Raw genomic sequence first — 25,488 nt, forward strand, 5'->3', positions numbered from 1 at the left:
GCCGACGGAACCGTCTTCGGCCTGTCGGCAAGGTCTGCGATCGGGCTGCGAGGAGGTGTCAACGTCGCAGTTCAGGGCTGAGCCATGCCAGGTGCGGTAGCACGTTCTCGGTTCCTCCGGCAGCGTTCGCCCCGGCCAGCATGGGGTTTGCCACGGTTCCGGGACGATAAGCCACGAGCCTGACCCGGTTGACCCCGGCGACTGGCAGGGTTTTCTCTGCTGGTTGTCCAAACGTCACATGCCAGATGCCCTTTGATTGGCTGTCGAAGTACACCTCGAAGGTGCCCTTCTCGTTGTCGTCAGGACTTGAGTCGAGCACCGCCATTCTTATTGTGAGCGTCCGATACCGGCCGCCGAGGTTGAATGAAACGACGCTTTCCGGCTTGTCTCCCTGTCCGGTGTTGCAGTACCAGTCGCAGACGAACGTGATGCTGTGGTCATACGTCTGGCCTTTGACAACCGCCGGCTCATCTACCTTGGTGTCCGACGGGGACCGCTGGACTGCCGTGAGTTCTGTAAGGGGGCGACGGCTCGGTATCAGAGGTGCGGTTTCGGACGGCGTGATGTCATCCGGAAGGTCCGTATCCGTAGGAGTCGGTGGGGCAGTGGAACTCGGGTGCGAGGGCGCCGGCGTGGGCCCGGGGCCGCCGTCCTGCTTCGTGTACGTGTTGTGGTCGCCGCAGTTGTACGTGTGCTGACAGGAGTTTTGGGTGCAGGCCGCGAGGCCGGTGGCAGCCAGGCAAGCTGCCACCAGGTAGGCCGCCGATGTGCTGGCCCTAGTTGCCAGTCGCACTGTTGCCCTCGGTGGGAGCCGACGGCGATGGCGTGGCTGCCGATGGGCCGATGTTGATCTGGTTGCTCTCGCCGCAGTTCTGAACGGTCTGTCGATCATTCTTGCAAGCGTTGGTCTTCGAGGAGCCTCCAAGGAGGCCGGTGAGGAGAGCTGCGACGATCGCGGCGACCGCCGCGATGACAGCCCCGATGATGATCGCCCTCGCTTGGGTCATGGCAGCACTCCTTGTCCCCGAGTGGTCATGGCCGGATTGTGTCACGGTGAAGTCGCGCTGGTTTTCGCAAAGTTGACGCAATGGATCATGTACCCGTGGGTCACAAAGGAAAGTCCTGATGAATGACTTGCGTGCAGTCGGCAGCAATCCGCTCACGTGGCCGGGATCACATTGCGTGAGAAAGAGGCCTATACCAAACGGGCGGTCGGTTGGAATTCCAGCGCCTCTTCACCGGCCACCCCGCCGACGCTCGGTCTCTTGGGCTGAGGGAACCGGGGCGGCGCATCGCTCGGGCCCGGAGCCGGCCACTTTGCGGGCGGGCAGCGACGAGCCCCAGGCTGTCCGCCGTGCGGCCGGATGAGGGCGCCGTTACCTCTTGCCGACATCCGACCTCTAAAACGACCAAAGGCATCCTTCTGAAGAGAAGGATGCCTTTGGTCACAGACTGTGCGCCGCCAGGGACTCGAACCCCGGACCCGCTGATTAAGAGTCAGCTGCTCTAACCAACTGAGCTAGCGGCGCCTGCTGACGTCGTAGACCTTAGCATCCTGATCGGCGGGAGGAAAAATCGATATCCGCACCGCCGCCGACACCGCCGCGCGGGCCGCCCGGACGGCCGCCCAGAGCAGGATCTCGGGCCCCGGGAGCCAGGGCTGACGGGTGTCGGGGGCGACCAGCCAGCGCGTGTCGGACCGGTCGGCGTCCGTCGTGGTCCCGGGCGCGGCGAGCGCAGGAACGGTCACCGCGTCCCCGGTGCCGTGGCAGAGCAGCGGCGGCACCTCACGGCAGCGGCCCACGCCCCGGTCGGACGCTCGCTCCGCGCCGCCCCCGCCGCCTGCGCCGCTCCCTCCGCCCGTGTCGTCTTCCCGGCCGTCGGTGCTCCGGGAGCCCCATTCCTCCCAGCGCATCAGCGACGGCAGCCGCTGGGCGGTGCCGGGGGCGGCGAACAGCAGTATCCGCCCCCGGTAGGCCGCCACCGGGCCGGAGCCGGGCCCGTCGTCCCAGAGGCGGTCGAGCATCCGTCGTCCGAACAGCGCCGGCGCGCTGACGACGTCGAAGGCGCTGCCGCACGGCAGTACGACCGGGGCGTCGGGCCGTTCCGCCCACAGGGTGAGCGTGCTGCGCGGATACGTGCCCGCCGAGGCGAGCCAGGCGGCCCCCTCGGAGGTGACCCCCGAAACATCCCGCCACTCGACCAGCGGTGTTCCGGCTCGGTGGGAACTACTGCTTACCGGGTTCCGAGTGCTGCTCATGCCGCCTACATCTACCCCCCGTGACCACCTGACCCCGAAGGGTTCCCGGAAACCGGGACAGGAACGGGGAGGGGGGAGTATCTTGCCCGGCTGGCATATGCCAGGAATGTGCCGGGCCGGGCGACGCCCAGGCCGGGCGAGGCCCGGGTTGGCCGCAGAGCCGGCCGGAGCGGGGCTGGCCGGGGCGGGGCTGGCCGGAGCGGGGCCGGCCGGAGCAGGGTTGGCGGGGCGAGTCAGAGGATGTCGGCGGCTCCGTGGCCGTGGCCCGTGTTCTCCGTGCCGGAGAGCAGATCGCGGCCGAACTCGACCATCTTCTTCGCGTAGTCCTCGGTCCACTCGGCCCGCCCGGCGATCTCGGCCGAGGTCAGCCGGTCGAAGCGGCGCGGGTCGGCGAGCTGGGCCGCCGCGATGGCCTGGAACTCGACCGCCCGGTCCGCCGCGGCGCGGAACGCCTGCGCCAGCTCCGTGGCCCGGTCGAGCAGCGCGCGCGGATCGTCTATCGACTCCAGGTCGAAGAAGTGCTCCGGGTCCCCGGCGGCTTCCGCGGGCTCGAAGAGCAGGGGCGCGGGGCGTAGCCGCGGTTCGTGGTGACGCGGCGTGGGCTCCGCCATGTCTTCTCCTCCTCGTACGGTTCAGGTGCCCCTCTCGGAAGAGGGCCACCGTCCATTGTCCCCCCGCGGCGCAAGTGGGCCCCTGGCGGCGCGAATGGCCCACCGGCGTCCGGACGCGCCTCTCGCGCCGGGGTTCAAGAACCCCAGGTCACCCGATGCTCCTCCAGGTGGGACAACACGGAGTGGTTGGCCTCCCAGCCGTCCGGGAACTTCACCGTGACGCCCAGCTGGACCGGCTCGGTCGAGGGGTGGTCGTCCAGCAGCCCGTCCACCCCCTCCCGGCACACCACGACGCAGGCGTGCCGGTGCCGGGAGGCGAGCACGCACAGCCGCCCGGTCTCCAGGTGGAACGCCGTGGCGTCCGGCCGCCCCGACAGCGGATGCAGCACCACCGTGACGTCGAACTCCCGTCCCTGGAGCCGGTTCGCCGTGTCGACGGTGACGTCCGCGACGCCGAGGGATGTCAGCGCCGCCCGCACGGCCGCGGCCTGGTCCCGGTGCGCGGTGCCGACGGCGATCCGGTCGGCGGTCAGCGGCACCGGCTCCGGCGACCGCTCCGAGGTGGCCGCCCCGCCCCGGTCCAGCAGCCGCCGTACGACCTCGGCCACCGCCCGTACCGCCTCCGGGTCCGTGCGCGGGGTGTGCCGGGCGGGGAGCTGGAGCAGGCCCCAACCGGTCGCCGCCGCCTCGTCGATGACCCGGTCGGTCCCCGAACCGTCCGACGGGACACCGAAGTCGAGCCGCCGGTCGCCGTGCCCGGTGCCGCTGCGGAACGGCGTGTACGGGTAGAAGGCGTCCGAGACGAGCGGCGCCGCCGACGCGGGCAGCCGCCAGGACACCGGAAGCCGGTGCTGCGGCAGGTGCGGGTTGTGCGCGAGCAGGGTGGTGACGGCGGACGCGGACGGGTCGTACGACAGCCCCGCCCACTGCTCCGAGCCGACGATGGCGAACGGGTCCAACTGGCCCGGATCGCCCACGAACAGGGCCCGCTCGAAGAGCCCCGCGACGGCCAGCAGCGCGTCCGAACGCATCTGGTACGCCTCGTCCACGATCGCGTGCCGCCAGGGCTCGACCCCCTTGACGTGGGCCCACTTCGCGGCCGTCGAGACGACCACGTCCAGCCCCGCGAGGTCGGCCGCCTTCGTCGACGTACGGACCTGGTCCAGGGCGTCGAGCGCCTTGTCGTAGGCGTCGGAGTCGGAGCTGTGCAGCCGGCCCACCGGCAGCTCCGGGGCCTTCTCGGCGATCCGCAGCACCAGGTCGTCCACCTGCGCGTTGGTCTGCGCGATGACCATCAACGGGCGCCCCGCCGAAGCCAGTTCGAGCGCGGCCCGGACCACGAGGGTCGACTTCCCGGCGCCCGGCGGGGAGTCGACCACCACGCCGCGGTCGGTGCCGTGCAGCGTGTCGTGGAGGATCGCGTCGGTGGCGCGGGCGGCCTCGGCACCCGGGTCGAAGACGGCGGTCACAGGACGTCCTCCTCGGTCACCGGGTCCGGCAGCGGCAGGGCGTCCGGCTCACCCGGCGGCCCGCCGTGCGTCCACGGCGTCTCCTCCGGGTCGGGCAGCTTCGCGCCACCGCGCTGCTCGTGCTCGAAGAGCGTGAAGCAGACGAGGTCGCCCTTCTCCGGCACGGACCCCGGCTCGGGCTCCTTGCCGCGCCCCATCTTGTCGGTGATCCGCAGCACCACGGCGGAGCCGTCGTCGTACCCCACGAACTCCGCGCACTGCGGCTTGCCGCCCAGCGAGCGGTACACCTTCGCCCGCTCGCCGAGATGCGGCCGGTCGGCCGTGCGCACGGTGACCAGCGGGCGGGGACTCGGCCGCTTGCCCTCGCTGTACGCCATCACGACCTCGGTGACCTCACCCGCGAACGCCTCCCCGGCGAGCCGCCGGCCCGCCATGACCAGCGGGTCGTCCAGCGCCTCCTGCGCCTCCAGCCGCGCCTGCTCCCGCTCGCGTGTGGCCAGCTTGTTCGCCGCGGTGACCGCGTCGTCCCGGCGCGGCTGCGGGGGTTCGCCCGCCGCCACCCGGTCGCGGTGCCCGGTGAACGACCAGCGGTCGCGGGTCCACCGGTCGGCGGCGTGCGCCCCCTCCGGGAGCGTGCGCAGCAGGTCGAGGCCCCGCCACACCGCGTCCCAGGTGGGCCGGGTGACGCTCGCGACGAGATCGCGGATCCGGTGCTCGGCCGCGGTCAGCTCACCGAGCCGGTCGTCCGCCTCGATGCCGTCCTCGGCGGCGGCGAGGGCCGTCCGCGCGCGGTCGTAGCGCTCGATGGCGGGGGCGAGGAGCTGGTTGTCGAAGGCGGGGTCGGTGGCGGGTCCGGCGGGCGGGCACACGAGCTGGCCCCGGCCGTCCCGCTCCAGCTCGGCGCGGATCGCGGCCTCGGCGCCGGGCTCGCCCTCGGGCGGGTCGATCCAGGCGAGCAGCGCCCCGAGGTGCTGGTCCTCCAGGCTGCTCTGGCCGGTGGCCCAGTGCCGGGACAGCACGTCGGTGAGGGCGAGGAGCAGCGCGGAGCCGGGCACCCGGGCCCGCTCCCCGAAGTGGGTGAGCCAGCGCCCGGCCAACGGCACCCGGGGCGGCGCCGGATGCGGTGTCTCGGGGTCCTGCTCGGCGGTGCGGCGGAACCGGGTGGAGCGCCCGAGGAGGCGGACGAACTCGATGCCGGCCCGGCCCGGCACGATCAACTGCGGTGCGTCCGCGCACAGTTCGACCTCGACCTTGACGCGCTTGCCGGTCTCCGGGTCGGTGTCGCTGCGCTCGGCCGCCTCCACCACGTCCGCGTAGGAGTCGATGTACGGCAGGACGATGTCCGCCAGCTCGGCGAGGAACGCGAACCGCAGGTCGCGGTCGCGGGGCTGCGGCACGACCAGCAGCCGCGGCGCGTCCCGGTCGGTACCGACGAGCGCGCCGAGCGGCGCCCCGGCCTCACCCGCGGTGGTCAACGGCACGAACACCAGCGGCCGTTCCACGAGATGCCGGTGCAGCACGGTCGCGGCGACCTGCGCCCGCCCGCTCTCCACGGCCTCCAGCCGGGCCAGCGTCGAGATCAGCGACATGCGCTCGCCTCCCGTCCGTCTTCCGAGGTCGCCGCCGCCGGCACCCGCGCCGGGACGGAACCCCCCGGGTCCCCGAAGGCTCGGGTCGCCAGTGCCTCTGTTCGTAGTTCCGCTGCTCTGCGGAGTGCGGCGACGGCCGGGTCCGTCGGGTCGCCTGCCTCTCCGTGGGCCGCCGCCAGTACCTCCGTGACCGTCGTCAGGCCGCCCAGCTCGGCGCGCAGGGAGCGGCCCAGGGACGTCACCGCGCCTCCCGCGCGGGAGCGGGCCCGGCAGTGGAAGGCCAGCTCGCAGGCGGACAGGCACTCGGGCGCGTACGTCGCGGGGACCGCCTCGACGGCCGTGATCAGCTCCTCGGCCGGGAGGTCGGGGGAGAAGCGGCTGCCCTCGGGGAGGGCCGCCGCGATGTCCTCGACCCGGGTCAGCCGGGCGAGCTGCCTGCGGGTGACCGCGCGCTGCTTGCGCACGTCGACCGCCGAGGCGGCCGGGAGGTTGGAGAAGTCCTTCGGGCAGACCAGCAGGACGCGGTGACGGACCTCGGGGGCCGGGTCGAGGCGGGCCGCGACCTCCTCCAGCGCGAGGACGTACACCGCGGACTGCCGGGCGGCGGCGCCCACCTTCGCCGGGTCGGCCGAACCGTCCAGCATCGGGAACGACTTGATCTCCACGACCGTCCAGCCGCCGTCGGGGTGCACGACCACCGCGTCCGGCTCCAGGAAGGCGGCGGAACCCGCGACGTCCAGGGCGAGCATCGGATGGTCGAGCAGCGTCCAGCCGCCGGCCACGGTGGCTTCCCGCAGGGCCAGCGCCGTACGCGCCGCGCGCCCCTCGGGGCCGACCGCGCTCAGATCGGGAACCGCGCCGGAACCGGGCGGCTCGGCGCCGGGGTCGAGCTTCTCGTGCACCAGCCGCAGCAGCTCCGCGCCGCCGTCGGCCTTGACCCGGGCCTCGAACGCGTTGCCCCGCATGAAGGCGAACTGGGACTGGCCGAACGCGGACGGGGCGCCCAGCGCGCCCGCCAGCCTCGCCTTGTCGACCCCCGCGCCGTCCAGCAGCGCCCGCCGGTCGCACCCGGGGTTGGTGGCCAGCGCCGCGAGGGCCCGCGCGTCCAGCGCCTTCGCCGGGACGCCCGGACCGCGCAGCTCAGCGAGCCGCTGCCGCAGCGCCGTCCCCCGCGTCCGCGGAAGAGGCACCCGGCTCGGCTCCCGGTCCGGATCGGGACTCGCGCTGTCGGGGAATGCGTTCACCCGGGGAAGTCTGGCACCCCGCACTGACAATCGCGGAACCCTCGCCCCGCGCGACCCCCGCGACCCACGGGACACGGCCCTCGAAGAGCGACCACACCCGGTTCGCCGCCCGCGTCACGAACGGGGTCAGCAGCAGGCCGACGCCCATCACCGCGGCGCCCGCGACGGCGTCCAGGAAGTAATGGTTGGCGGTGCCCATCACGACGATCGTGGTGAGCAGCGGATAGCCGACCCCGGCCACCTTCGCGGCGGGCGTACGGCCGTGGCGCCACAGCATCACACCGCACCACAGCGCCCAGCCCACGTGCAGGCTCGGCATCGCCGCGTACTGGTTGGTCATGCCGCCCAGCCCGCGCGGCGCGCTCGCCTCGCCGCCCCACCAGCCGTACGAGCTGTACTGGGCCATCGTGTCGACGAAGCCGTGCCCCGGCGACAGCAGCCGGGGCGGGCACGTCGGCAGCAGTGTGAAGCCGATCAGGCCGATGAACGTGGACGTCATCAGCCAGGTGCGGGCCGCCCGGTAGCGCACGGCCCGGGAGCGGAACAGCCAGACGAGGATCGCCGGCGTCACCAGGTAGTGCAGCGACGCGTACCAGAAGTCGGCGGGCACGCCCAGCCAGGCCTCCCGGGTGAACAGCCGGTTCAGCGGGTGCTCGGCGTTGAGACGGAGCAGCTTCTCGACGCGCAGGATCGCCAGGCCGTGGTCGACGGCGCCGGAGGTGTCCCCGCGCGCGAGCAGCCGGCCCGCGGAGTAGCACGCGTACACCAGGACGATCAGCGGCAGCTCGGTCCACCAGCGGAGCCGGCCCGGCGTGGCCGAGGACTCGCGCGGCTCCGTCTTGCGGCGCGGTCGGGCGCCTGGCGCCGCCTCCGTACGCGGTGCATCGGTCCGCGGCATCCGATCGCCCTCCCCCATCTGCTCGTGGTCCGTCTGCTGGTGACCAGTCTGTCGGCCGTGACCCGACAGTCTGCAGTCTGGCGACGGCGATCTGTGGCCACATGGGATTTTACGGTGCGCGCACCCGCCCCGAAGGGGCGCCCCCGGTCCTCGAAGACGCACGGATCGCCCCCCGGGTTGCCTCGCGCGCCGGTGCGCGATGATGGAGTGACCGACTTGTCAGCGGTTCCGAGCGCCTGTTCCCTCGTGCCGCCCGCCCCGGAAAGGCTCCTCTCCATGGCACCGCGCATCCTGCTGGCCCGGCACGGACAGACGGAATGGTCGCTGTCCGGAAAGCACACCGGCAGGACCGACATCCCGCTCCTCGAAGAGGGCCGGCGCGGCGCCAAACTGCTGGGCGAGCGACTGCACCGGGCCCCGCTGGACGGGCTCTCCGGCGCCGAGGTGCGTACCAGCCCGCTCGTCCGCGCGCGCGAGACCTGCGAGCTGGCCGGTTTCGGCGACCGCGCGGACACCTGGGACGCCCTCATGGAGTGGGACTACGGCGCCTACGAGGGCATGACCCCGGCCGAGATCCAGGCCGTCCGGCCCGGCTGGTTCATCTGGCGCGACGGGGTTCCCCGGGGCGAGACCCTGAAGCAGGTCACCGCCCGCGCGGACGAGGTCGTCTCCTGGGCCCGCTCCGCCGACCGGGACGTGCTGGTCTTCGCCCACGGCCACATCCTGCGCTCCATAGGCGCCCGCTGGCTCGGCCTCCCGCTGGACTTCGCGGCCCGTATCCGGCTGAACCCGACCTCGCTGTCGGTGCTCGGCTGGGCCTACGGCGAGCCCGCGATCGAGGCGTGGAACGACTGCGGCCACCTGAGCGGCTGACCCGCGCCGGGCACCCAGGGCACCCAGGGCACCGGGCCACCCGGGGCCTCACGCACGTGCCGGGCCTGCCAGGACTTCACCGCGCGCCGGGCACCCGGGCCTCACGCCCCCCGTCCCACCGGGCACCCCGGGTCCCACGCCCCCCGTCCCACCGGGCACCCCGGGCCTCACGCCCCCCGTCCCACCGGGCACCCCGGGCCTCACGCCCCCGTCCCACCGGGCACCCCGGGTCCCACGCCCCCGCCGGGCACCCCGGCCCTCACGCCGTGCGCGGCAGACCCGCGTGGCGGTCCAGGAACGCCGAGACCCCCGAGGCCCTGCGGTGCGGGAGCAGCACCCGCGCGGTGCCCGCCAGCATGGTCTGGATACGGGACGACTGCACCTCGCTCAGCAGCTCCAGGACGCGCAGCCCGGCGACAGCCGCCTCGTCGGGGCGCCCGCCGCGCGCCAGGTCGTCGGCGAGTTCGGCGGTGTAGAGGGCGATGTTGCGGGTGAAGTGCGGGTCCTGGAGATCGGCGGCGCGGCGCGCGTGCCGGGCCGCCCGGGGCCAGTCCCCCAGCGTCGACCAGCACTGCGCCTCCAGACCCTCCAGTTCGGCCTCCCCGTAGAAGGTCATCCACTCCGGGTCGGTGTCGGCGGGGCCCCGCGCGTAGAGGGCGTGCGCGCGGGCCAGCGCCTGTTCGCAGCTCCTGCGGTCGGCGAGCCCCGCCCAGCCGCCCGCCTCGCGCAGCGCGAGCAGCGAGAGCAGCCGGGACGAGCCGAGCGGCCGGGCCGCGCGCTGGGCAGCCTGGGCCGCGCGCACCGCCTCGCGCGGGCGGCCCGCGTCACGGGCGAGGAACGCCGTGTTGCAGAAGGCGTGCGCCTCCAGGCCCGTGTCGTCGGCCATCCGCGCGGTCGCGAGCGCCTCCGCGTAGTGCGAGCGCGCGTCGTCGAAGCGCCCGGAGTCGTGGGCCAGCCAGCCCACCGAGATTGCCAGTTCGCCGGCGCCCGCGTACAGCCGGTCGGCGGTCGCCTGCCGGGTGGTGCCCGCGTCGAGCAGCTCGTAGGCGGCGCGCAGGGGTGCCGCCGCGCGCCGGTACAGGCCGTCGGCGCCGTGCCGGTCGTCGAGCAGCCTGATCCTGCGGACTGCCTCCTCCAGGGCGCCGGCCTCGGAGGTCCCCGCGCGGTGGACACGCCGTTCGGCGGCCACGGCGCTGCCGCCGAACGCGACCGCGAACGGTCCCAGTGAGGCCGCCGCCACGGTGGCGGTGCCTCCCGTCATGAATGCGCGACGCTGCACGTCGCTCTCCTCGTCGTTCTGATCGTGTTCCTCGTACGGGGCGTACGGGGCGTACGGGGCGTACGGGGTGTACGGGGCGTACGGGTACGTGTCACACGCGTGCTGCGGGTCGCACGGAACGTGCGGGTCGTGTGCGGCGTACGGGTCGTGCGGGTCGTGTGCGGTGTGCGCGGCCCGTGGTTCGTAGGGGGTGGCCCGGTACGGGTCCGGTGTCTCATACGTCTCACCCGCCTCGCCCGTCTCACACGAGGCGGGTGAAGGGGGCGTGAGGTGCTCGGGGGGCGCCTCCTCGGCGTCGCGCGCCCCGCGTCCGCGTACCCATGAGCGGGGTGCGAAACCGAGGTCGGTCAGCGTGCGGCCGGGGAACATGTGCAGGAACACCCGCTCGTACGCGTAGTTGGGGCAGCGGATCTCGCCCGCCTCGACGCGCCCGATGTAGCGCGCGTCGCAGCTCACCCGCTCGCCGATCTCCCGCGCGGCCCGCCGGACCAGCGCGGCGAACTCGCCGGGGGAGCGCTGGCCGCGCAACCGCCTGAAGGCGAGATTCGGCCGGGGTGGCCGGGGGGACGGGGACGAGGTCACCGTTGACGACGCCATGGCCGGGCCCTCTCTTGCGAACCGTCGAACCATTCCGGAAGCGAGGCGAGTTGCCCGGGTTGTGCCCGGTAATGCCCTGCGTCCGGCGGGGCAAGAACGTACCTGCTGTGACGGGACCGCCACGCTGAGTTTGGCTACAAACCGGATATCTCATCCACGATCTGCCATGAACTGCCATCCTTTGCGGCGCGGTTTCGCCGTAGCCGTTGACGTCCTGGCGCGTTGAACCCGGTGGACCGGGAGCCGCCCGAACTCCCGACCCACTCGTCATGAGGAGGGGTTCCGTTGGAGGCGGGGATGCAGATCAGACAGAGCACCGAGGCGCGGACACCGCTGCCGGCGGCACCGTACGGACCGCCCCCGGAGTGCGGTGCCCCCCGGGGCCCGGCCGCCGGGTGCGACCTGGTGACCGTGCCGGCACGTCAGGGTCTTGAGGCGGTCGACATCCTGCGCCGTGGCGCGGGCGACGCCGTGGGGCCCGTCCTGCACGACGACGACTGCGACACGCTCGGCTTCTTGGTGCCGCCGGGCACCGCGGACGCCTGGGACGTGCCGGGCAGCACCTGTACCCAGACCGAGGGCCGGGGCCTGCGGCTGGCCCCCGAGCCCCCGGTCGAGGGCTCGGACTGGCTCCTCCCGCCCGGCGACGCCGACCTCGCCACCGACCCGGCGGTGCTGCGGGCCGCGCTGGGCGAGGCGGCCCGCCTGATCGAGGCGGCCGACGGCTGCCAGTGACGAGGGGAGCCGCGGTCAGCGGAACCGCGCCGAGCCGCGCCGCGGTCAGCGGAACGCGCACGGTGGTCTTGTGACCCCGCGATCCGGTGGTGGCCACGGCCGCGATCCGGTAGCCGGTGCCTTCGCCGACCGGTAGCCCGGCGCCTTCGCCGACCGGCAGCTCACTGCCTCCGCCGACCGGCAGCTCACTGCCTCCGCCAACCGGCAGCTCACTGCCTCCGCCAACCGGCGGCCCGCGCCCCACTGACCCAGCGGCCCGCGCTCCCGTAACCCGGCGGCCCGCGCCCCCCTGACCCGACGGTCGGGCCCCCGCCCCCCTGACCCGACGGTCGGACCCGCCCACCCATGCCCAGCCGCCCCCGCCGATCCGCCGTTGGGCTGAGCCGTCCGCGCCCCCGGATAATGGCGGGATGGCACGGGCGAAGAACCAGCGGTCGGACGAGCGACGCGACCGCGACACGGGGCGGGGCGCGCGGCGCGGTCAGGCGGCCGAGGCGGTGGTCGAGACCGTCGACGGCGGCCTCGCCGAACTCCTGCCCGACCGGGACCGGGCGCGGGCCTGGACGCTGCTCATCGACGGCGCCCCGCAGTCCCACGTGGACCTCGACGACCCGTCCTACCTGAGCTTCGAGTACCAGCGCCGCCTCGGCCACGTCATCGACCTCGTCGCGCCGCCGGGCAAGCCCATACAGGCCGTGCACCTCGGCGGCGGCGCCCTGAGCCTCGCCCGCTACACCGCCGCGACCCGCCCCCGGTCCACCCAGCAGGTCGTCGAACGGGACGCCGCCCTCGTCCAACTGGTGCGCCGCGAGCTGCCGTTGGACCCGAACGCGCGGATCAGGGTGCGGTCCACGGACGCCCGCGAAGGTCTCGGCAAGGTGCCCGACGGCTGGGCCGATCTGCTCATCGCGGACGTGTTCAGCGGCGCGCGCACTCCGGCGCACCTCACCTCCGTCGAGTTCGTCACGCGGGTGCGCCGCGCGCTGAAGGGCTCCGGGGTGTACGCGGCGAACCTCGCCGACGGGCCGCCGCTCGCCCATCTCCGGGGCCAGATCGCCACCGTGGCCGCCGTCTTCCCCGAACTCGCCCTGATCGCCGACCCGGCGGTGCTGCGCGGCAAACGCTTCGGCAACGCCGTCCTCGTCGCCTCCGGCCTGCCCCTCCCGGTCGCCGAACTCACCCGGCGCGCCGCCTCCGACCCGCACCCCGCGCGCGTCGAACACGGCAGACAGCTCGCGGACTTCACCGGCGGCGCGGTTCCGGTCACCGACGCGGTGGCCGTCGCGTCACCGGCCCCGCCGCCCTCCGTGTTCCGCTGAGCCGCGGCCCTGAACTCCCCGACTCCCGCCCGGGGCAGTCCTGGAGCGGGCTCAGTACGTCCCGATCTCCACGCGCGGCGGCCCGTCGTGCCAGGTGCAGAACACCGACACCCGGTCCGCGCCCGAGGTGTACTCCACGCGAATCCACGACTCGGTCTTCCACACCTGCATCGCCCAGCCGGCCTTCGGCGTCGCGGAGACCAGCGTCGCGTAGGCCGGCTTGATGTCGAAGACCGCACGGCCGCCGTCGGTGTCGTAGCTCTTGATCCGGCCGGACGGGCTCGGGGAGGCGGGCGCCCGGCTGCCGCTCGGGGAGGCCGGGACGGACGGGGCGGCCGACGGGGTCGTGCTCGGGCGCGGGGTCGCGGCCGGGCCGCTCGACGCCTTCTTCGAGGGCTCGACACGGTGGGTCGAGGAGGCGAGCGGTGACGACTCGCGCGCCGTCGCGCCGGCCGCCGTGATGGGCAGCGCGCGCGGCGGGTCGTACGCCGTCCCCGCCATCACCGTGTGCACGCCCCACCATGACAGCGTGACCGCCGCGCCGGTGGCGAGCGACCACGCGAGTACGTGTACGAGTCCTCTGCGCATCGCCGCCATACTGCACCACGCGCCCCACGGGTGTCGCGGGGACCCGGCACCGTACGGAGGGTCCGGGGCGTCCGGCCGGGATTGTCCACAGGTGCCCGGAAGGGGTTGTCCACAGGCGCCGTGCGGCCTCGCCCGGATGGCGTACGGTGCCGCCCATGGCAAGTGTGCTCGTGGTCGAGGACGACCAGTTCGTACGCTCGGCCCTCATCCGGCATCTGACCGAGGCCGCGCACACCGTGCGCAGCGTCGGCACCGCCCTTGAGGCGCTGCGCGAGGTCGCCCATTTCTCCTTCGACGTCGTGATCCTCGACCTCGGACTGCCCGATCTGGACGGGTCCGAGGCGCTGAAGATGCTGCGCGGCATCACCGACGTGCCCGTCATCATCGCCACCGCGCGGGACGACGAGACGGAGATCGTCCGGCTGCTGAACGACGGGGCGGACGACTATCTGACCAAGCCGTTCTCGGTCGAGCATCTGTCGGCGCGGATGGCGGCCGTGCTGCGCCGCTCCCGTACCAGCGCCGGCGAGGCCCCGCCGTCCACGGTCATCCGGGTCGGCGGCCTCGCCATCGACCCGCTGCGCCGTCAGGCCGAGCTGGACGGCGTGCGACTCGATCTGACCCGGCGCGAGTTCGACCTGCTCGCCTTCCTCGCCGGCCGCCCCGGTGTCGTCGTGCCGCGCCGGGAGCTGCTGGCCGAGGTGTGGCAGCAGGCGTACGGCGACGACCAGACCATCGACGTCCATCTGTCCTGGCTGCGCCGGAAGCTGGGCGAGACGGCGGCGCGCCCGCGCTATCTGCACACCCTGCGCGGGGTCGGCGTGAAGCTGGAGCCGCCGAGGGCGGAGCGACCGCTGTGAGGTGGGCGCTGGTCAAGGTGTGCGTGGCGGTGACCACGATGGTCGTGGTCGCCTTCGCGGTCCCGCTCGGCCTGGTCATCAAGGAGATGGCGCGGGACCGGGCGTTCTCCAACGCCGAGCGGGAGGCCGCCGCGATCGCGCCCGCCCTGTCCATCACCACCGACCGGGACGAGCTGGAGCGCGTCGTCGCCTCGGCCGGCTCGGACGCGGGCATCGCCGTGCACATACCCGCCGCCGACCGCGAGCCCGCGGTCGAGATCGGCGAGCGGCGGGCCGCCGCCAAGGACATCGCCATGACCCGCAGACTCGGCCGGGCCTCCACCACCGAGGTGGCCGGCGGGTCCACCCTGCTCCAGCCCATCGCGCTCAGCTCCGGCGAGATCGCGGTCGTCGAGGTGTACGTCCCCGAGGCCGAGGTCAGCAACGGCGTGGGCACCGCCTGGGCGGTCCTCGCCGCGGTGGGCGTCGCGCTCGTCATCGGGTCCGTCGCGGTCGCCGACCGGCTCGGCATCCGGATGGTCCAGCCCGCGCAGCGCCTGGTCGAGGGGGCGCACGAGCTGGGGGAGGGCAAGCTCGGCGCCCGCGTGCCCGAGGAAGGGCCGACCGAACTGCGGCTGGCCGCCGTCGCGTTCAACTCGATGGCCGACCAGGTCGTCCAACTCCTCGCCAACGAGCGGGAGCTGGCCGCCGACCTCTCGCACCGGCTGCGCACCCCGCTGACCGTGCTGCGCCTCAACACCGCCTCGCTCGGCGACGGTCCGGCCGCCGAGCAGACCCGGGCCGCCGTCGCGCAGTTGGAGCGCGAGGTCGACACGATCATCCGGACGGCCCGGGACGCCAAGCCGCGGACCGCGGCGATCGGCGCGGGCGCCGGGTGCGACGCGGCCGAAGTGGTCCGGGAGCGGATGGACTTCTGGTCGGCGCTCGCCGAGGACGAGGGCCGCAAGGTGCGGGTCGCCGGGGTGGACCGGCCGGTCCGTATCCCCGTCGCCCGCGCCGACCTGGTGGCCGCCCTGGACGCCCTGCTGGGCAACGTGTTCCGGCACACCGCCGAGGGCACCGCGTTCGCGGTCGACGTGCACAACGGCGAGGACGCGGTGATCGTGCTGGTGTCCGACGCGGGCCCCGGCATCGCCGACCCCGAGGCCGCCATGGCGCGCGGCCGGGGCTCGGGGAACGACGGCTCGACCGGCCTCGGCCTGGACATCGTCCGCCGGCTCGCGGAGTCGACCGGCGGCGACGTCCGGATCGGCTCCTCGGTCCTGGGCGGCACCGAGGTGCGCATCTGGATCCAGCTCGACGGCCGGGCCCCGGTCCGCCGCGGCCACCGGGGCACGGTCCGCCGGCGCAGACGCGGCGCGGCCGTGAGCTGAGCAGGGCCCGAACCCCCCATATTGGTCTCGACCTTTAACCGCCCCCGATGCCTTCCTTAAGCGGACCCTAAGATCCTCAACCGGCGCCCGGATGAACCGGTTTGACCGATTCCGGATCGCTAGCGTGCTGCCACACCCCCATGGGACACCCCCTGAACGCCCGTGAAACCGCGAAGGCAGGCACGTGATGAGCAAGACGCACCGGCGCAAGGTCAGTGGCAGGAACAAGGCGATAGGCGGCGTGGTCGCCGCGGCCGTGGTCGGTGGCGGCGCCCTCCTGTTCACCGGCAGCGCGCAGGCGGCGAGCGTCGGCGCGGCGTACACGAAGACCAGCGACTGGTCGACCGGCTACACCGCCCAGTACGTCATCACCAACGACACCGCCCAGGCCAAGAAGGACTGGAAGCTGGAGTTCGACCTGCCCTCCGGCAGCACGCTCAGCTCGCTGTGGAACGCCACCTCGAAGGTGAGCGGTCAGCACGTCACCGTCGTCCCCGCGTCCTGGGACAAGGACGGCCTCGCCCCCGGCGCGAGCGTCACCGTCGGCTTCGTCGTGAACGGCTCCGCGAACCCCACCGGCTGTCTCATCAACGAGGTGAAGTGTTCGGTGGACGGCGGCGCGACCCCCGAGCCGACCGGCCGCCCGACCGAGTCCGCGACCCCCACGGCCACCCCGAAGCCGACCGCCACCGCCTCCCAGAGCGAGAGCCCGAAGCCCACCGCGACGGCCACCACCCCGGCCCCCACCCAGAGTCCGGGCAGCGGCAGCGCCGCCACCGCAGGCTTCGCGCCCTACGTCGACACCTCCCTCTACCCGGCCTTCGACCTGGTGAAGGCGGCCGAGGCCACCGGCGTGAAGAACTACAACCTCGCCTTCATCACCGACGGCGGCGGCTGCACCCCCAAGTGGGGCGGCGTCAGCGACCTCGCGAGCGACGCCGTGGCCGCCCAGATCGGCGCCCTGCGTGCCAAGGGCGGCGACGTCCGGGTCTCCTTCGGCGGCGCCTCCGGCTCCGAGCTGGCCACCACCTGCTCCTCGGCGGACGCGCTCGCGACGGCGTACGGCAAGGCCGTCGACGCCTACAAGCTCACGAAGGTCGACTTCGACATCGAGGGCGGCGCGCTGCCGAACACGGCCGCGAACACCATCCGCGCCAAGGCCATCGCCAAGCTCCAGCAGCAGCACCCCGGCCTCGACGTCTCCTTCACCCTGCCGGTCATGCCCGAGGGCCTCACCCAGGACGGCGTGAACCTGCTGGCCGACGCCAAGGCGAACGGCGTGAAGACCAACACCGTGAACATCATGGCGATGGACTACGGGCCCGCGTACAGCGGTGACATGGGCACCTACGCCGAGCAGGCCGCCACCGCCACCCAGGCCCAGGTCAAGAGCGTCCTCGGCCTCTCCGACAGCGCCGCCTGGAAGGCCGTCGCCGTCACCCCGATGATCGGCGTCAACGACGTCTCCTCCGAGGTCTTCAAGGTCGACGACGCCGCGCAGCTCGTCACGTTCGCCCAGTCGAAGGGCCTCGGCTGGCTCTCCATGTGGTCCGCGACCCGCGACAAGCAGTGCGCGGGCGGCGCCAAGAACTCCGCCGACCCGGTGTGCAGCTCCATCACGCAGAGCGACGGCGCCTTCTCGAAGGCCTTCGCGGCCTACAAGTAGCCATCGGACCACGGGGGCCGCACGCCCCGGCCGGACTCTCCACCCCCCACCCGGCCGGGGCGTCACGGCGTCCCGGTGCGGACGCGCCCGCAGCACAGCGGGGCGCGGCACCCTCTCGGTGCCGCGCCCCGCTCCCGTTTCCCCCGCTCCCGTTTCCCCCGCTTGCGTTTCCCCCGCGGCCGGGGCCTTCCGGCCCGCACCGCCCGGCCAGCCCGGCGGCCGGCTACTCGGCGGCAGGCACCGGCGCCAGCGTGCCCGTGCGGGCCGCCTCGCCGTACCAGTGGGCGCTCGACTTCGGCGTACGGGCCTGCGTCGCGTAGTCGACGTACACCGCGCCGAACCGCTTGCCGTAGCCGTACGCCCACTCGAAGTTGTCCATCAGCGACCACAGGTAGTAGCCGCGCACGTCCGCGCCGTCGGCGATCGCCCGGTGCACGGCGGACAGGTGGCCGTGCAGGTAGGCGACGCGCTCGGGGTCGTGGACGCGCCCGTCCGGGTCCGGCTTGTCGTCGTAGGCGGCGCCGTTCTCCGTCACGTACAGCGGCAGGCCCGGCACCTCGCGGGTGTAGCGCATGATCAGGTCGTGCAGACCCGTCGGGTCGATCGTCCAGCCCATCTCCGTGCGCTCGCCCGGCGTCTGGTGGAACGCCACGTCGTCCGCGCCCGGCCACGGCGAGTGCGCGCTCGCCCCGTGACCGTCCGCGCGCGGCCCGTCCGCGGGCGCCTCGGCCGCCGAGACCAGCGCGGGCGTGTAGTAGTTGAGGCCCAGCGCGTCCAGCGGCTGCTTGATCGTCTGGAGATCGCCGTCCTGGACGAAGGACCAGTCGGTCACCGAGCGCGTCGCCGCGAACAGCGTCTGCGGGTACGCGCCGTGCAGCATCGGGCCGTGGAAGATCCCGTTGGCGAGGTCGTCGATCCGCCGCACCGCGTCCAGGTCCGCCGGGTCCTGCGAAACCGGCCTGACCACCGCGGAGTTGAGGCTCACCGCGACCGAGTTGCGGGCCGGCATCACCGAACGCAGCGCCGAAGTGCCGAGCCCGTGCGCCAGGTTGAGGTGATGGGCGGCGCGCAGCGAGGCCACCGGGTCCGTCCGGCCGGGGGCGTGCACCCCGGAGCCGTAGCCGAGGAAGGCGCTGCACCAGGGCTCGTTGAGGGTGATCCACTGCTCGACGCGGTCGCCCAGCGCCTCGCCCACGATCGCCGCGTACTCGGCGAACCGCAGCGCCGTCTCCCGCTCGGGCCAGCCGCCCGCGTCCTCCAGCTCCTGCGGCAGGTCCCAGTGGTAGAGGGTGACGGCCGGCTTGATGCCGTGCGCGAGCAGCTCGTCCACCAGCCGCCGGTAGAAGTCGAGGCCGCGCTGCACGGCGGGCCCCCGGCCGGTCGGCTGCACCCGCGGCCAGGACACCGAGAAGCGGTACGCGTTCAGGCCGAGGTCCGCCATCAGCGCCACGTCGTCGCGGTAGCGGTGGTAGTGGTCGACGGCGATGTCACCGTGCTCGCCGCCGGCCGTCTTGCCGGGCGTATGGCTGAAGGTGTCCCAGATCGATGGCGTGCGGCCGTCCTCCCGCACCGCCCCCTCGATCTGGTACGCGGAGGTCGCCGCACCCCAGAGGAAGGCCGGAGGGAAGGTCAGGGGCGGAGTGGACTCAGGCATGGAAGCGCTCCCAAGGGGGTCGTGAAGACCGACGGGTCGGAGGAGGGGACGGCGGGAGGAGGGGACGGCGGGAGGAGGGGACGGCGGGAGGAGGGGACGGCGGGAGGAGGGGGGACGGGGGCCGGGGCGGCGATGACCCGGCCCCCGGGCGGGCGGTCAGCCCTTGATCGCGCCCTGCATGATCCCGCCGACGATCTGCTTGCCGAACAGCAGGAAGGCGATGAGCAGCGGCAGGGTGCCGAGCAGCGCGCCCGCCATGATGACGGCCTGGTCGGGGATGTAACCGGTGCCCAGCGAGTTCAGGGCGACCTGCACGGTCGGGTTCTGCTGGTTGAGCGCGATGATCGGCCACAGGAAGTCGTTCCAGGCCATCACGAACGTCAGCAGCCCGAGCACGGCCATGGCCGGCCGCGCCGCCGGGAAGACGACGTGCCAGACGACCCGCAGACTGCCGGCGCCGTCGACCCGGGCCGCCTCGATCAGCTCGCTCGGCAGCGCCTGCACGAGGTACTGGCGCATGAAGAACGTGCCGAAGGCGCTCACCAGGGTGGGCAGGATGACCGTCTGGAGCTGGTTGGACCAGCCCAGGTCGCTCATCCACAGATACAGCGGGACGACCGCGAGCTGCGGCGGGATCATCATGGTGCCGATGGTGAGCAGCAGGAGCAGGCCGGAGAACCTGAACCGCAGCTTGGCGAAGGCGAACCCGGCGAGCGTGGAGAACACCACCGTACCGATGGTGATGGTCCCGGCGACGATCGTGGAGTTGACCATCGCGGTGCCGAGCCCGGCCTGCTCCCACGCGGTCTGGAGGTTCTTGAACAGGTTCCCGCCGAACCACAGCGGCGGCGGTGCCTGCGCCAGCCGTTCGTTGTTGCGCGAGGCGGCGACGGCCGTCCAGACCAGCGGGGCGAGCGAGACCAGCGCGAAGAGGGTCAGGACGAGATAGGTGACCGGACCCGCGTGCAGTTGCTTGCCCGCGCCGAGCACCCGGCGGCGCCCCGGGACCCGGTCCTGCGGGCTCCCCTTCGCCTCCGCCTGAGGGGCGGTCAGTTCAGTGGTGGTCATTGGGACTTCCTCAGCCGTCGGGTGACCAGCAGGTTGATCGCGGCGATGATCAGCAGGATCAGGAACATCGACCACGCGATCGCTGACGCCTTGCCGAGATTGCCGATGCCCCAGCCCTGGTCGTACATGTAGAGGCCGAGCGTCTGGTACTGGTGCGCGGAGCCGCCCTTGGAGCCGCTGACCCCGCCGAACAGGAGCGGCTCGCCGAAGAGCTGGGTCGCGCCGATGGTGGAGACGACCACGGTGAACAGGATCGTCGGCCGCAGCATGGGGACCGTCACATGGCGGAACTGCTGCCAGCGGCCCGCGCCGTCGAGCGCGGCCGACTCGTACAGGTCGGCGGGGATGGCCTGCATCGCCGCGAGGTAGATCAGCGCGTTGTAGCCGGTCCAGCGCCAGATCACGATCGAGGAGACGGCGAACTGGCCGCCCCAGTCGGACTCGCGCCAGTTGATCGGGTCGATCCCGACGAAGTGCAGCAGCCAGTTGACCATTCCGCCGTCCCACGAGTACAGCAGCGTGAAGACGAGCGTCGCGGCGGCCACCGAGGTGGCGTACGGGGTGAGCATCACGACCCGCCACACGGTCGAGCCGCGCAGCCGGTAGTTGAGCAGGTGGGCGATCCCGAGCGCCATGACCAGCTGCGGGACGGTGGAGATCACCCCGATGGTGAAGGTGTTCTCCAGGGCGTTCCAGAAGAACTCCGAGGACAGCAGGTTCTTGTAGTTGTCCAGACCGGCCCACGTCTGGTGGTCGAGGCCGGAGAGCTGCACGTTGTGCAGCGAGTACCAGGCCGTGTAGAGGAGCGGCACGAGCCCGAAGGCGCCGAAGACGATGAAGAAGGGGGCGATGAACGCGTACGGCGACGCCTTCATGTCCCAGCGGTACAGCCGGCTGCGCCAGGAGTCCGGGCCCGGCGGCGGCGTACCGCGACCCTGAGCGCCCCGGGCCGCGCCCGGCTGGGAGCCGGGCGCGGCGTCGGCGCTCGTCGCGGGGTGCGCGAGAGCCTGCTCGGAGCTGGTCACTGGCCGAGCACGTCCTTGATCTCGGCCTTGGCCGCGTTCCAGCCCTGCTCGGGGGACTTGCCCTTCTGCTCGACCTGGAGGATGCCGACGTCGGTGATGGCGGTGCCGATCGGCTGGTCCTTGGTGCCGAAGCTCTGCACGGGGATGGTCTTGGCGGAGTCGGCGAAGATCTGCGTGATCGGCGCGTCGGAGAAGTACGAGGTCGTCGCGGTGGCCGGCTTCAGGCTGTCGTACGCCGCCGGGGTCGACGGGAAGCTGGCCTGCTTGGCGAAGACCTTGGCCTGCTGCTCGGGCGCGGTCAGCCACTTGGCCAGGGCGATGGCCTCCTTCTGGTGCTTGCCCGCCGTCGGCACGCCGATGAACGAACCGCCCCAGTTGGCCGCGGTCGGCGCCGCCGCCACGTCCCACTTGCCCTTGCCGGCGTCACCGGACTTCTCCTGGATGTAGCCCAGCATCCAGGCGGGGCAGGCCACCGTCGCGAACGAGCCCTTGGCGAAGCCCTGGTCCCACGTCGGGTCGAACTGCTTCAGCTTCGCCGACATGTCGCTGGTCGCGACCGTCATCGCGGCGTTCCAGGACTTCTTCACGCCGGTCGACTTGTCCCAGATGACGTTGCCGTCCTTGTCGTAGTACCGCTGGCTCTCGCCGCCGAGCGCCGCGTTGTAGACCGAGGAGGCGGAGTCCACGAACTTGGTGCCGCTCGGCGCCTTCTTCATGTACTGCTTGCCGAGGTCGACGTACTTGGCCCAGTCGCCGTTCCACTGCTCGGCGAGCTTGGTCCGGTCCGTCTCCAGGCCGGCCTTGGCGAAGAGGTCCTTGCGGTAGCAGATCGCCATCGGGCCGATGTCCGTACCGAGCCCGATGGTCTTGCCGTCCTTGGTGGTGGCCTGGGCGAGCTTCCAGTCCAGCCACTGCGACTTGTCGACCTCCTTGCCGAGGTCGACGAACTTGTCCTCCTGGGTCTGGACGGCCTCGGTGATGTTGCCGACCTCGATCGCCTGGATGTCGTCGGTGCCCGAGCCGGCCTGCAGACGGGTGAGCGTCTTGGGCCAGTACACGTCGGTGCGGGTGGTGACGTTCTCCTTGATGGAGATGCTCGGGTGCAGCTTCATGTACTCGTCGTAGAGCCCGGCCTGCTTGTAGCCGAAGACGCCGAAGGTGCCGACGGTCAGGGTCGTCTTGCCCTTGCCTCCGCTTCCGTTGTCCGCGTCCGACGAGCCGCTGTCCGGGTCGCTGGAACAGCCGGCCAGCAGCCCCGTGGCGAGCGCGGCGACGGCCGCGATGGCCCCCAGCCTGCGGGATCGGCGGGTACTCGTGCGCATTGCGTCCTCCTGTTGCCTGACGTGCCGACCCCCCGGCCAACTGCATTGGTGGCGCCCGTTGTTACTCGCTGCGGCTCGGGCGGGGAACGTGCGGGTTGTGTATGTGTCAGGTACTGTGGGAGCGCTCCCACCAGTGATGTGTTGAAGAGTCGTCGGTTCCCGCGGGGGTGTCAAGGGTGGGGGAGCGGAGAGACGCGTTCAGTTATCGGCCTGTTAGCTGAAGATGTCGTTCCGCTACATGCCCGGAGTTGTCTTATAGCCCCTTCGGCGCCCGAAGACGAGCGCCGGGTCCGAGAAAGGTGCCCGAAGCCGTACGTGAGCGGCGCTCACCTCGGCGGACGGGGCTGTTAGATTCCAGGCCACTTGGTGTCGACGGGAGGGCGAATCCCATGGCAGTCCACGGAGCGCGGGGCCGCGGCGGCGGTCGGCCCACCCTCGAAGAGGTGGCCGCGCGCGCGGGCGTGGGCCGCGGCACGGTCTCCCGGGTGATCAACGGTTCCCCCCGGGTCAGCGACGCGACCCGCGCCGCGGTCGAGGCGGCGGTCGCGGAACTGGGCTACGTCCCCAACACGGCCGCCCGCGCGCTGGCCGCCAACCGCACGGACGCCATCGCCCTGGTCGTCCCCGAGCCGGAGACCCGGTTCTTCGCGGAACCGTACTTCTCGGACATGCTGCGCGGTGTCGGGGCCGAACTCTCCGACACCGAGATGCAGTTGCTGCTGATCTTCGCGGGCAGCGACCGGGAGCGGCAGCGCCTCGCCCAGTACCTCGCGGCACACCGGGTGGACGGCGTGCTGCTCGTCTCCGTGCACGCGGACGACCCGCTGCCCGACCTGCTCTCCCAGCTGGAGATCCCCGCCGTGATCAGCGGCCGGCGCTCGGCCGACGAGACGCTGCCCTCGGTGGACTCCGACAACTACGGAGGGGGCCGCGCGGCCGTGGAGCACCTGGTGTCCCGGGGCCGCCGCTCGATCGTCCACCTGGCCGGCCGGATGGACGTCTACGGAGCCCAGCAGCGCGTCGCCGGCTACCGGCAGGGCCTGCTCGACGCGGGCCGCCCGGTGGACGACGCGCTGATCGTGCCGGGCGACTTCACCGAGGAGGGGGGCCGCCGGGCGATGACCCTGCTCCTGGAGCGCTGCCCGGACCTCGATGCCGTCTTTGCCGGCTCCGACGTCATGGCGGCGGGCGCCCGCCAGGTCCTGCGCGAGTCCGGCCGCCGCATCCCGGACGACGTGGCGCTGATCGGCTACGACGACTCGGCGATAGCCCGCCACATGGAACCGCCCCTGACCAGCGTCCGCCAGCCCATCGAGGACATGGGCCGCGCGATGACCGACCTCCTCCTCGGCGAGATAGCGGACCGCCGCCCGACCGCGTCCCGCGCTCTGGAGCAGCGCCAGCTGGTGCTTCCGGCGGAACTGGTGGTGCGGGCGTCGTCGTAGGCCGCTCGTGAGCCCCGGGGTCCTGTGCCCGCAGTCTCTGAGCCTCTGCGCCTCTGTGCTCTGCGCCTCTGTGCCCTGAGTCCCTGTGCCCTGAGTTTCCTGGGGCGAGTCGGACCCCTTGGACGGCCTTGGGCGGCCTTGGACGGTCTTGGACGGCCGACGCGCCCGGAATGCCTGGCCTGGGGTTTCCGTCCTTTTGGGGGCCGAGTAGGGCAGGCTGGCGGGCATGGTGCTGCATCCCTTGCTCGGAGTCGACGAAGTGCCCGCCGTGGAGACGTACTTGGGCCGGGTGGGCGAGGTGTTCACGGTCTTCCGTGAGCAGGACTCCGGGTGTCTGTCCTACGGAGTGCGCCTGCTGGACGGCGCCCGCTGGTTCGTCAAGGAGGCGGCCGACGAACGCGGCCGGCGCTCGCTGGACCGGGGCTGGGCCTTCCACCGGGCCGTCCGGCACACGGCGGTCGTCCCCCAGGTGCACCGGATCGCGGTGCGGGACGGATGGGCGGTGGTCATGCCCTGGCGGGCGGGCGAGGTGCTGTACCAGCCCACCGCGGGCGGCCCCCGGGACCGTACGGGCCCCGCCGGCCCGATGGCCCGCTTCCGCTCGCTGCCCGTCGCCGACGTGCTGCGCGCCTTCGACCGCGTCCTCGACGCGCACCTCGCCGTCGAGGCCGCCGGCCAGGTCGCCGTCGACTTCCACGACGGCTCGCTGCTCTACGATTTCACCTCCCGCACGGTCCACCTGGTCGACCTGGACGAGTACCGGCCGGGCCCCTTCGTCCTCGACGAGGAGCGGTTGCCGGGGTCACGGCGGTTCATGGCCCCCGAGGAGTTCGAGCGCGGGGCCGTGATCGACACCCGTACGACCGTCTTCACCCTCGGGCGGACGGCCCGGCTGCTGCTCGACGCGGGCGATGCGGAGCGGGCCTGGCGCGGCACCCCGGAACTGCTGGCGGTGGTCGAACGCGCCACGTTCCCGGCACCGGACGACCGCTTCCCCGACGTACACCGCTTCGCGGCGGCCTGGCGCACGGCGGGCGGCTCCCGGCAGCGGTGACTTCACGGGCGTACCGACAGCTCCCAGCGGACTTCGCCGTCCTGGAGGGCTCCGGTCGGCGACAGCCCGGCGGCGGTGGCGACGGCGGCGGAGGCGTGGTGGCCGGGGTGGATGTGGGCGACGACGGTACGGACGCCGTACGCGGCGGTGACCAGCGGGACCAGTGACCGGGCCGCCTCGCTGGCGTACCCGCGCCCCTGCCAGGGCGTCCCCACCACCCAGGCGATCTCCGCGACCCCGCCCTCGACGGTGGCCTGCACGGTCCCCACCAGGCACCCTTCCGCTCGGGCCCGGAGCACCCAGTTGCACCAGACGACGGCCGGGTCGGGGGCCCCGGCGACAAGCCGCCCGTACCGCACCCGCAACGCGTCGACACCAAGCGGCTCCCCGCCGGTGAACGCGTGCAGCGCCGGGTCGGAGAGCACCCCGGCCATCTCCTCGGCGTGCTCCGCCCGCAGGGGGAGGAGATCGAGCCGGGCGGTGGCTACGCCGATCGGTTCGGGGTGCATGTCTTCTCCGTTCGGCGCGGCGCGCGGACTGGTTTCCTGGGAACGTAATC

23 protein-coding genes and 1 tRNA gene are annotated in these 25,488 nt (G+C 72.8%); 8 read left to right on the forward strand and 16 right to left on the reverse strand.

Translation table 11 applies throughout. The annotated features are described in order from the left end of the window. Positions 1 to 58 precede the first annotated feature (58 nt). From AB0912_RS03010 to AB0912_RS03050, 9 genes are all read right to left on the reverse strand, one after another. Positions 59 to 325 carry a hypothetical protein gene (locus AB0912_RS03010; RefSeq protein ID WP_366696090.1) on the reverse strand — a complete coding sequence of 89 codons (267 nt, stop codon included), beginning with the start codon at positions 323 to 325 and terminating at the stop codon, positions 59 to 61. Positions 326 to 776: 451 nt separating this feature from the next. Continuing rightward, positions 777 to 1,007, reverse strand: a complete 231-nt coding sequence (locus AB0912_RS03015) for a hypothetical protein (protein WP_366696092.1) — start codon at positions 1,005 to 1,007, stop codon at positions 777 to 779. A gap of 448 nt (positions 1,008 to 1,455) precedes the next feature. Continuing rightward, positions 1,456 to 1,529, reverse strand: a tRNA-Lys gene (locus AB0912_RS03020). Further along, entirely contained in the window at positions 1,520 to 2,260 is a 741-nt protein-coding gene (locus AB0912_RS03025) for a hypothetical protein (protein WP_366696094.1), read from the reverse strand. Before AB0912_RS03025 ends, AB0912_RS03020 begins: the two co-directional genes overlap by 10 nt. A 233-nt stretch (positions 2,261 to 2,493) precedes the next feature. Next, a complete protein-coding gene (locus tag AB0912_RS03030) occupies positions 2,494 to 2,871 on the reverse strand; it encodes a hypothetical protein (RefSeq protein ID WP_366696096.1) in 378 nt (125 codons plus the stop codon). Between the two features lie 134 nt (positions 2,872 to 3,005). Further along, on the reverse strand, positions 3,006 to 4,340 hold the full coding sequence (locus AB0912_RS03035) for an AAA domain-containing protein (protein ID WP_366696098.1): 1,335 nt from the start codon (positions 4,338 to 4,340) through the stop codon (positions 3,006 to 3,008). Further along, complete coding sequence (locus AB0912_RS03040) at positions 4,337 to 5,929, reverse strand: hypothetical protein (protein ID WP_366696100.1); 1,593 nt, start codon at positions 5,927 to 5,929, stop codon at positions 4,337 to 4,339. The genes AB0912_RS03035 and AB0912_RS03040 overlap by 4 nt, the downstream gene beginning before the upstream one ends. Then, positions 5,920 to 7,119, reverse strand: a complete 1,200-nt coding sequence (locus AB0912_RS03045; protein WP_366696282.1) for a hypothetical protein — start codon at positions 7,117 to 7,119, stop codon at positions 5,920 to 5,922. Before AB0912_RS03045 ends, AB0912_RS03040 begins: the two co-directional genes overlap by 10 nt. Continuing rightward, a complete protein-coding gene (locus AB0912_RS03050; protein WP_366696102.1) occupies positions 7,070 to 8,071 on the reverse strand; it encodes a phosphatase PAP2 family protein in 1,002 nt (333 codons plus the stop codon). Before AB0912_RS03050 ends, AB0912_RS03045 begins: the two co-directional genes overlap by 50 nt. A 276-nt stretch (positions 8,072 to 8,347) precedes the next feature. Between AB0912_RS03050 and AB0912_RS03055 the strand changes: the two genes are divergently transcribed. Continuing rightward, complete coding sequence (locus AB0912_RS03055; RefSeq protein WP_366696104.1) at positions 8,348 to 8,944, forward strand: histidine phosphatase family protein; 597 nt, start codon at positions 8,348 to 8,350, stop codon at positions 8,942 to 8,944. A 259-nt stretch (positions 8,945 to 9,203) separates the two neighbouring features. On the opposite strand, the gene AB0912_RS03060 is transcribed toward AB0912_RS03055, so the two are convergent. Further along, on the reverse strand, positions 9,204 to 10,820 hold the full coding sequence (locus AB0912_RS03060; RefSeq protein ID WP_366696106.1) for a hypothetical protein: 1,617 nt from the start codon (positions 10,818 to 10,820) through the stop codon (positions 9,204 to 9,206). Positions 10,821 to 11,117: 297 nt separating this feature from the next. On the opposite strand from AB0912_RS03060, the gene AB0912_RS03065 reads away from it, so the two are divergent. Together AB0912_RS03065 and AB0912_RS03070 are read left to right on the forward strand one after the other, a co-directional pair. Then, positions 11,118 to 11,555 carry a hypothetical protein gene (locus AB0912_RS03065; RefSeq protein WP_366696108.1) on the forward strand — a complete coding sequence of 146 codons (438 nt, stop codon included), beginning with the start codon at positions 11,118 to 11,120 and terminating at the stop codon, positions 11,553 to 11,555. A gap of 410 nt (positions 11,556 to 11,965) precedes the next feature. Beyond that, positions 11,966 to 12,874 (forward strand): fused MFS/spermidine synthase, encoded by a 909-nt coding sequence (locus AB0912_RS03070; protein ID WP_366696110.1) that lies wholly within the window; start codon positions 11,966 to 11,968, stop codon positions 12,872 to 12,874. A gap of 51 nt (positions 12,875 to 12,925) precedes the next feature. On the opposite strand, the gene AB0912_RS03075 is transcribed toward AB0912_RS03070, so the two are convergent. Continuing rightward, positions 12,926 to 13,462, reverse strand: a complete 537-nt coding sequence (locus AB0912_RS03075; protein ID WP_366696112.1) for a hypothetical protein — start codon at positions 13,460 to 13,462, stop codon at positions 12,926 to 12,928. 155 nt (positions 13,463 to 13,617) lie between these two features. Between AB0912_RS03075 and AB0912_RS03080 the strand changes: the two genes are divergently transcribed. The 3 genes from AB0912_RS03080 (at position 13,618) to AB0912_RS03090 (ending at position 17,361) form a co-directional block, all read left to right on the forward strand. Further along, positions 13,618 to 14,322, forward strand: a complete 705-nt coding sequence (locus AB0912_RS03080) for a response regulator transcription factor (RefSeq protein WP_366696113.1) — start codon at positions 13,618 to 13,620, stop codon at positions 14,320 to 14,322. Then, positions 14,319 to 15,695, forward strand: coding sequence for a HAMP domain-containing sensor histidine kinase (locus AB0912_RS03085; protein WP_366696115.1), 1,377 nt, complete (start codon positions 14,319 to 14,321; stop codon positions 15,693 to 15,695). The genes AB0912_RS03080 and AB0912_RS03085 overlap by 4 nt, the downstream gene beginning before the upstream one ends. A gap of 187 nt (positions 15,696 to 15,882) precedes the next feature. Continuing rightward, a complete protein-coding gene (locus AB0912_RS03090) occupies positions 15,883 to 17,361 on the forward strand; it encodes a cellulose binding domain-containing protein (protein WP_366696117.1) in 1,479 nt (492 codons plus the stop codon). Between the two features lie 223 nt (positions 17,362 to 17,584). Here the strand turns inward: AB0912_RS03090 and AB0912_RS03095 are convergent, their stop codons facing one another. The 4 genes from AB0912_RS03095 to AB0912_RS03110 all read right to left on the reverse strand — a co-directional run bounded on the left by AB0912_RS03095 (position 17,585) and on the right by AB0912_RS03110 (position 22,430). After that, positions 17,585 to 19,015: a GH1 family beta-glucosidase gene (locus AB0912_RS03095; RefSeq protein ID WP_366696119.1), complete on the reverse strand. Its 1,431-nt coding sequence runs from the start codon at positions 19,013 to 19,015 to the stop codon at positions 17,585 to 17,587. A gap of 156 nt (positions 19,016 to 19,171) precedes the next feature. Then, complete coding sequence (locus AB0912_RS03100; protein WP_366696121.1) at positions 19,172 to 20,083, reverse strand: carbohydrate ABC transporter permease; 912 nt, start codon at positions 20,081 to 20,083, stop codon at positions 19,172 to 19,174. Then, positions 20,080 to 21,108, reverse strand: coding sequence for a sugar ABC transporter permease (locus tag AB0912_RS03105; protein ID WP_366696123.1), 1,029 nt, complete (start codon positions 21,106 to 21,108; stop codon positions 20,080 to 20,082). The genes AB0912_RS03100 and AB0912_RS03105 overlap by 4 nt, the downstream gene beginning before the upstream one ends. Continuing rightward, entirely contained in the window at positions 21,105 to 22,430 is a 1,326-nt protein-coding gene (locus AB0912_RS03110) for an ABC transporter substrate-binding protein (RefSeq protein WP_366696126.1), read from the reverse strand. The genes AB0912_RS03105 and AB0912_RS03110 overlap by 4 nt, the downstream gene beginning before the upstream one ends. Before the next feature lie 389 nt (positions 22,431 to 22,819). Between AB0912_RS03110 and AB0912_RS03115 the strand changes: the two genes are divergently transcribed. Continuing rightward, positions 22,820 to 23,875 carry a LacI family DNA-binding transcriptional regulator gene (locus tag AB0912_RS03115; protein WP_366696128.1) on the forward strand — a complete coding sequence of 352 codons (1,056 nt, stop codon included), beginning with the start codon at positions 22,820 to 22,822 and terminating at the stop codon, positions 23,873 to 23,875. Between the two features lie 226 nt (positions 23,876 to 24,101). After that, a complete protein-coding gene (locus tag AB0912_RS03120; RefSeq protein ID WP_366696130.1) occupies positions 24,102 to 24,929 on the forward strand; it encodes a serine/threonine protein kinase in 828 nt (275 codons plus the stop codon). Positions 24,930 to 24,931: 2 nt separating this feature from the next. Here the strand turns inward: AB0912_RS03120 and AB0912_RS03125 are convergent, their stop codons facing one another. Beyond that, complete coding sequence (locus AB0912_RS03125; protein ID WP_366696132.1) at positions 24,932 to 25,438, reverse strand: GNAT family N-acetyltransferase; 507 nt, start codon at positions 25,436 to 25,438, stop codon at positions 24,932 to 24,934. Positions 25,439 to 25,488: the final 50 nt, after the last annotated feature.

Origin of the sequence: Streptomyces sp. NPDC007084, from assembly GCF_040703595.1 — a bacterium.
Taxonomy (GTDB): domain Bacteria; phylum Actinomycetota; class Actinomycetes; order Streptomycetales; family Streptomycetaceae; genus Streptomyces.

Bases quoted from the DNA above. Each gene is read 5' to 3' on its own strand.
- AB0912_RS03010 (WP_366696090.1), bottom strand. From the start codon at position 325: ATGGCGGTGCTCGACTCAAGTCCTGACGACAACGAGAAGGGCACCTTC.
- AB0912_RS03015 (WP_366696092.1), bottom strand. From the start codon at position 1,007: ATGACCCAAGCGAGGGCGATCATCATCGGGGCTGTCATCGCGGCGGTC.
- AB0912_RS03025 (WP_366696094.1), bottom strand. From the start codon at position 2,260: ATGAGCAGCACTCGGAACCCGGTAAGCAGTAGTTCCCACCGAGCCGGA.
- AB0912_RS03030 (WP_366696096.1), bottom strand. From the start codon at position 2,871: ATGGCGGAGCCCACGCCGCGTCACCACGAACCGCGGCTACGCCCCGCG.
- AB0912_RS03040 (WP_366696100.1), bottom strand. From the start codon at position 5,929: ATGTCGCTGATCTCGACGCTGGCCCGGCTGGAGGCCGTGGAGAGCGGG.
- AB0912_RS03050 (WP_366696102.1), bottom strand. From the start codon at position 8,071: ATGCCGCGGACCGATGCACCGCGTACGGAGGCGGCGCCAGGCGCCCGA.
- AB0912_RS03055 (WP_366696104.1), top strand. From the start codon at position 8,348: ATGGCACCGCGCATCCTGCTGGCCCGGCACGGACAGACGGAATGGTCG.
- AB0912_RS03060 (WP_366696106.1), bottom strand. From the start codon at position 10,820: ATGGCGTCGTCAACGGTGACCTCGTCCCCGTCCCCCCGGCCACCCCGG.
- AB0912_RS03065 (WP_366696108.1), top strand. From the start codon at position 11,118: ATGCAGATCAGACAGAGCACCGAGGCGCGGACACCGCTGCCGGCGGCA.
- AB0912_RS03070 (WP_366696110.1), top strand. From the start codon at position 11,966: ATGGCACGGGCGAAGAACCAGCGGTCGGACGAGCGACGCGACCGCGAC.
- AB0912_RS03075 (WP_366696112.1), bottom strand. From the start codon at position 13,462: ATGCGCAGAGGACTCGTACACGTACTCGCGTGGTCGCTCGCCACCGGC.
- AB0912_RS03080 (WP_366696113.1), top strand. From the start codon at position 13,618: ATGGCAAGTGTGCTCGTGGTCGAGGACGACCAGTTCGTACGCTCGGCC.
- AB0912_RS03090 (WP_366696117.1), top strand. From the start codon at position 15,883: ATGAGCAAGACGCACCGGCGCAAGGTCAGTGGCAGGAACAAGGCGATA.
- AB0912_RS03095 (WP_366696119.1), bottom strand. From the start codon at position 19,015: ATGCCTGAGTCCACTCCGCCCCTGACCTTCCCTCCGGCCTTCCTCTGG.
- AB0912_RS03100 (WP_366696121.1), bottom strand. From the start codon at position 20,083: ATGACCACCACTGAACTGACCGCCCCTCAGGCGGAGGCGAAGGGGAGC.
- AB0912_RS03110 (WP_366696126.1), bottom strand. From the start codon at position 22,430: ATGCGCACGAGTACCCGCCGATCCCGCAGGCTGGGGGCCATCGCGGCC.
- AB0912_RS03115 (WP_366696128.1), top strand. From the start codon at position 22,820: ATGGCAGTCCACGGAGCGCGGGGCCGCGGCGGCGGTCGGCCCACCCTC.
- AB0912_RS03120 (WP_366696130.1), top strand. From the start codon at position 24,102: ATGGTGCTGCATCCCTTGCTCGGAGTCGACGAAGTGCCCGCCGTGGAG.
- AB0912_RS03125 (WP_366696132.1), bottom strand. From the start codon at position 25,438: ATGCACCCCGAACCGATCGGCGTAGCCACCGCCCGGCTCGATCTCCTC.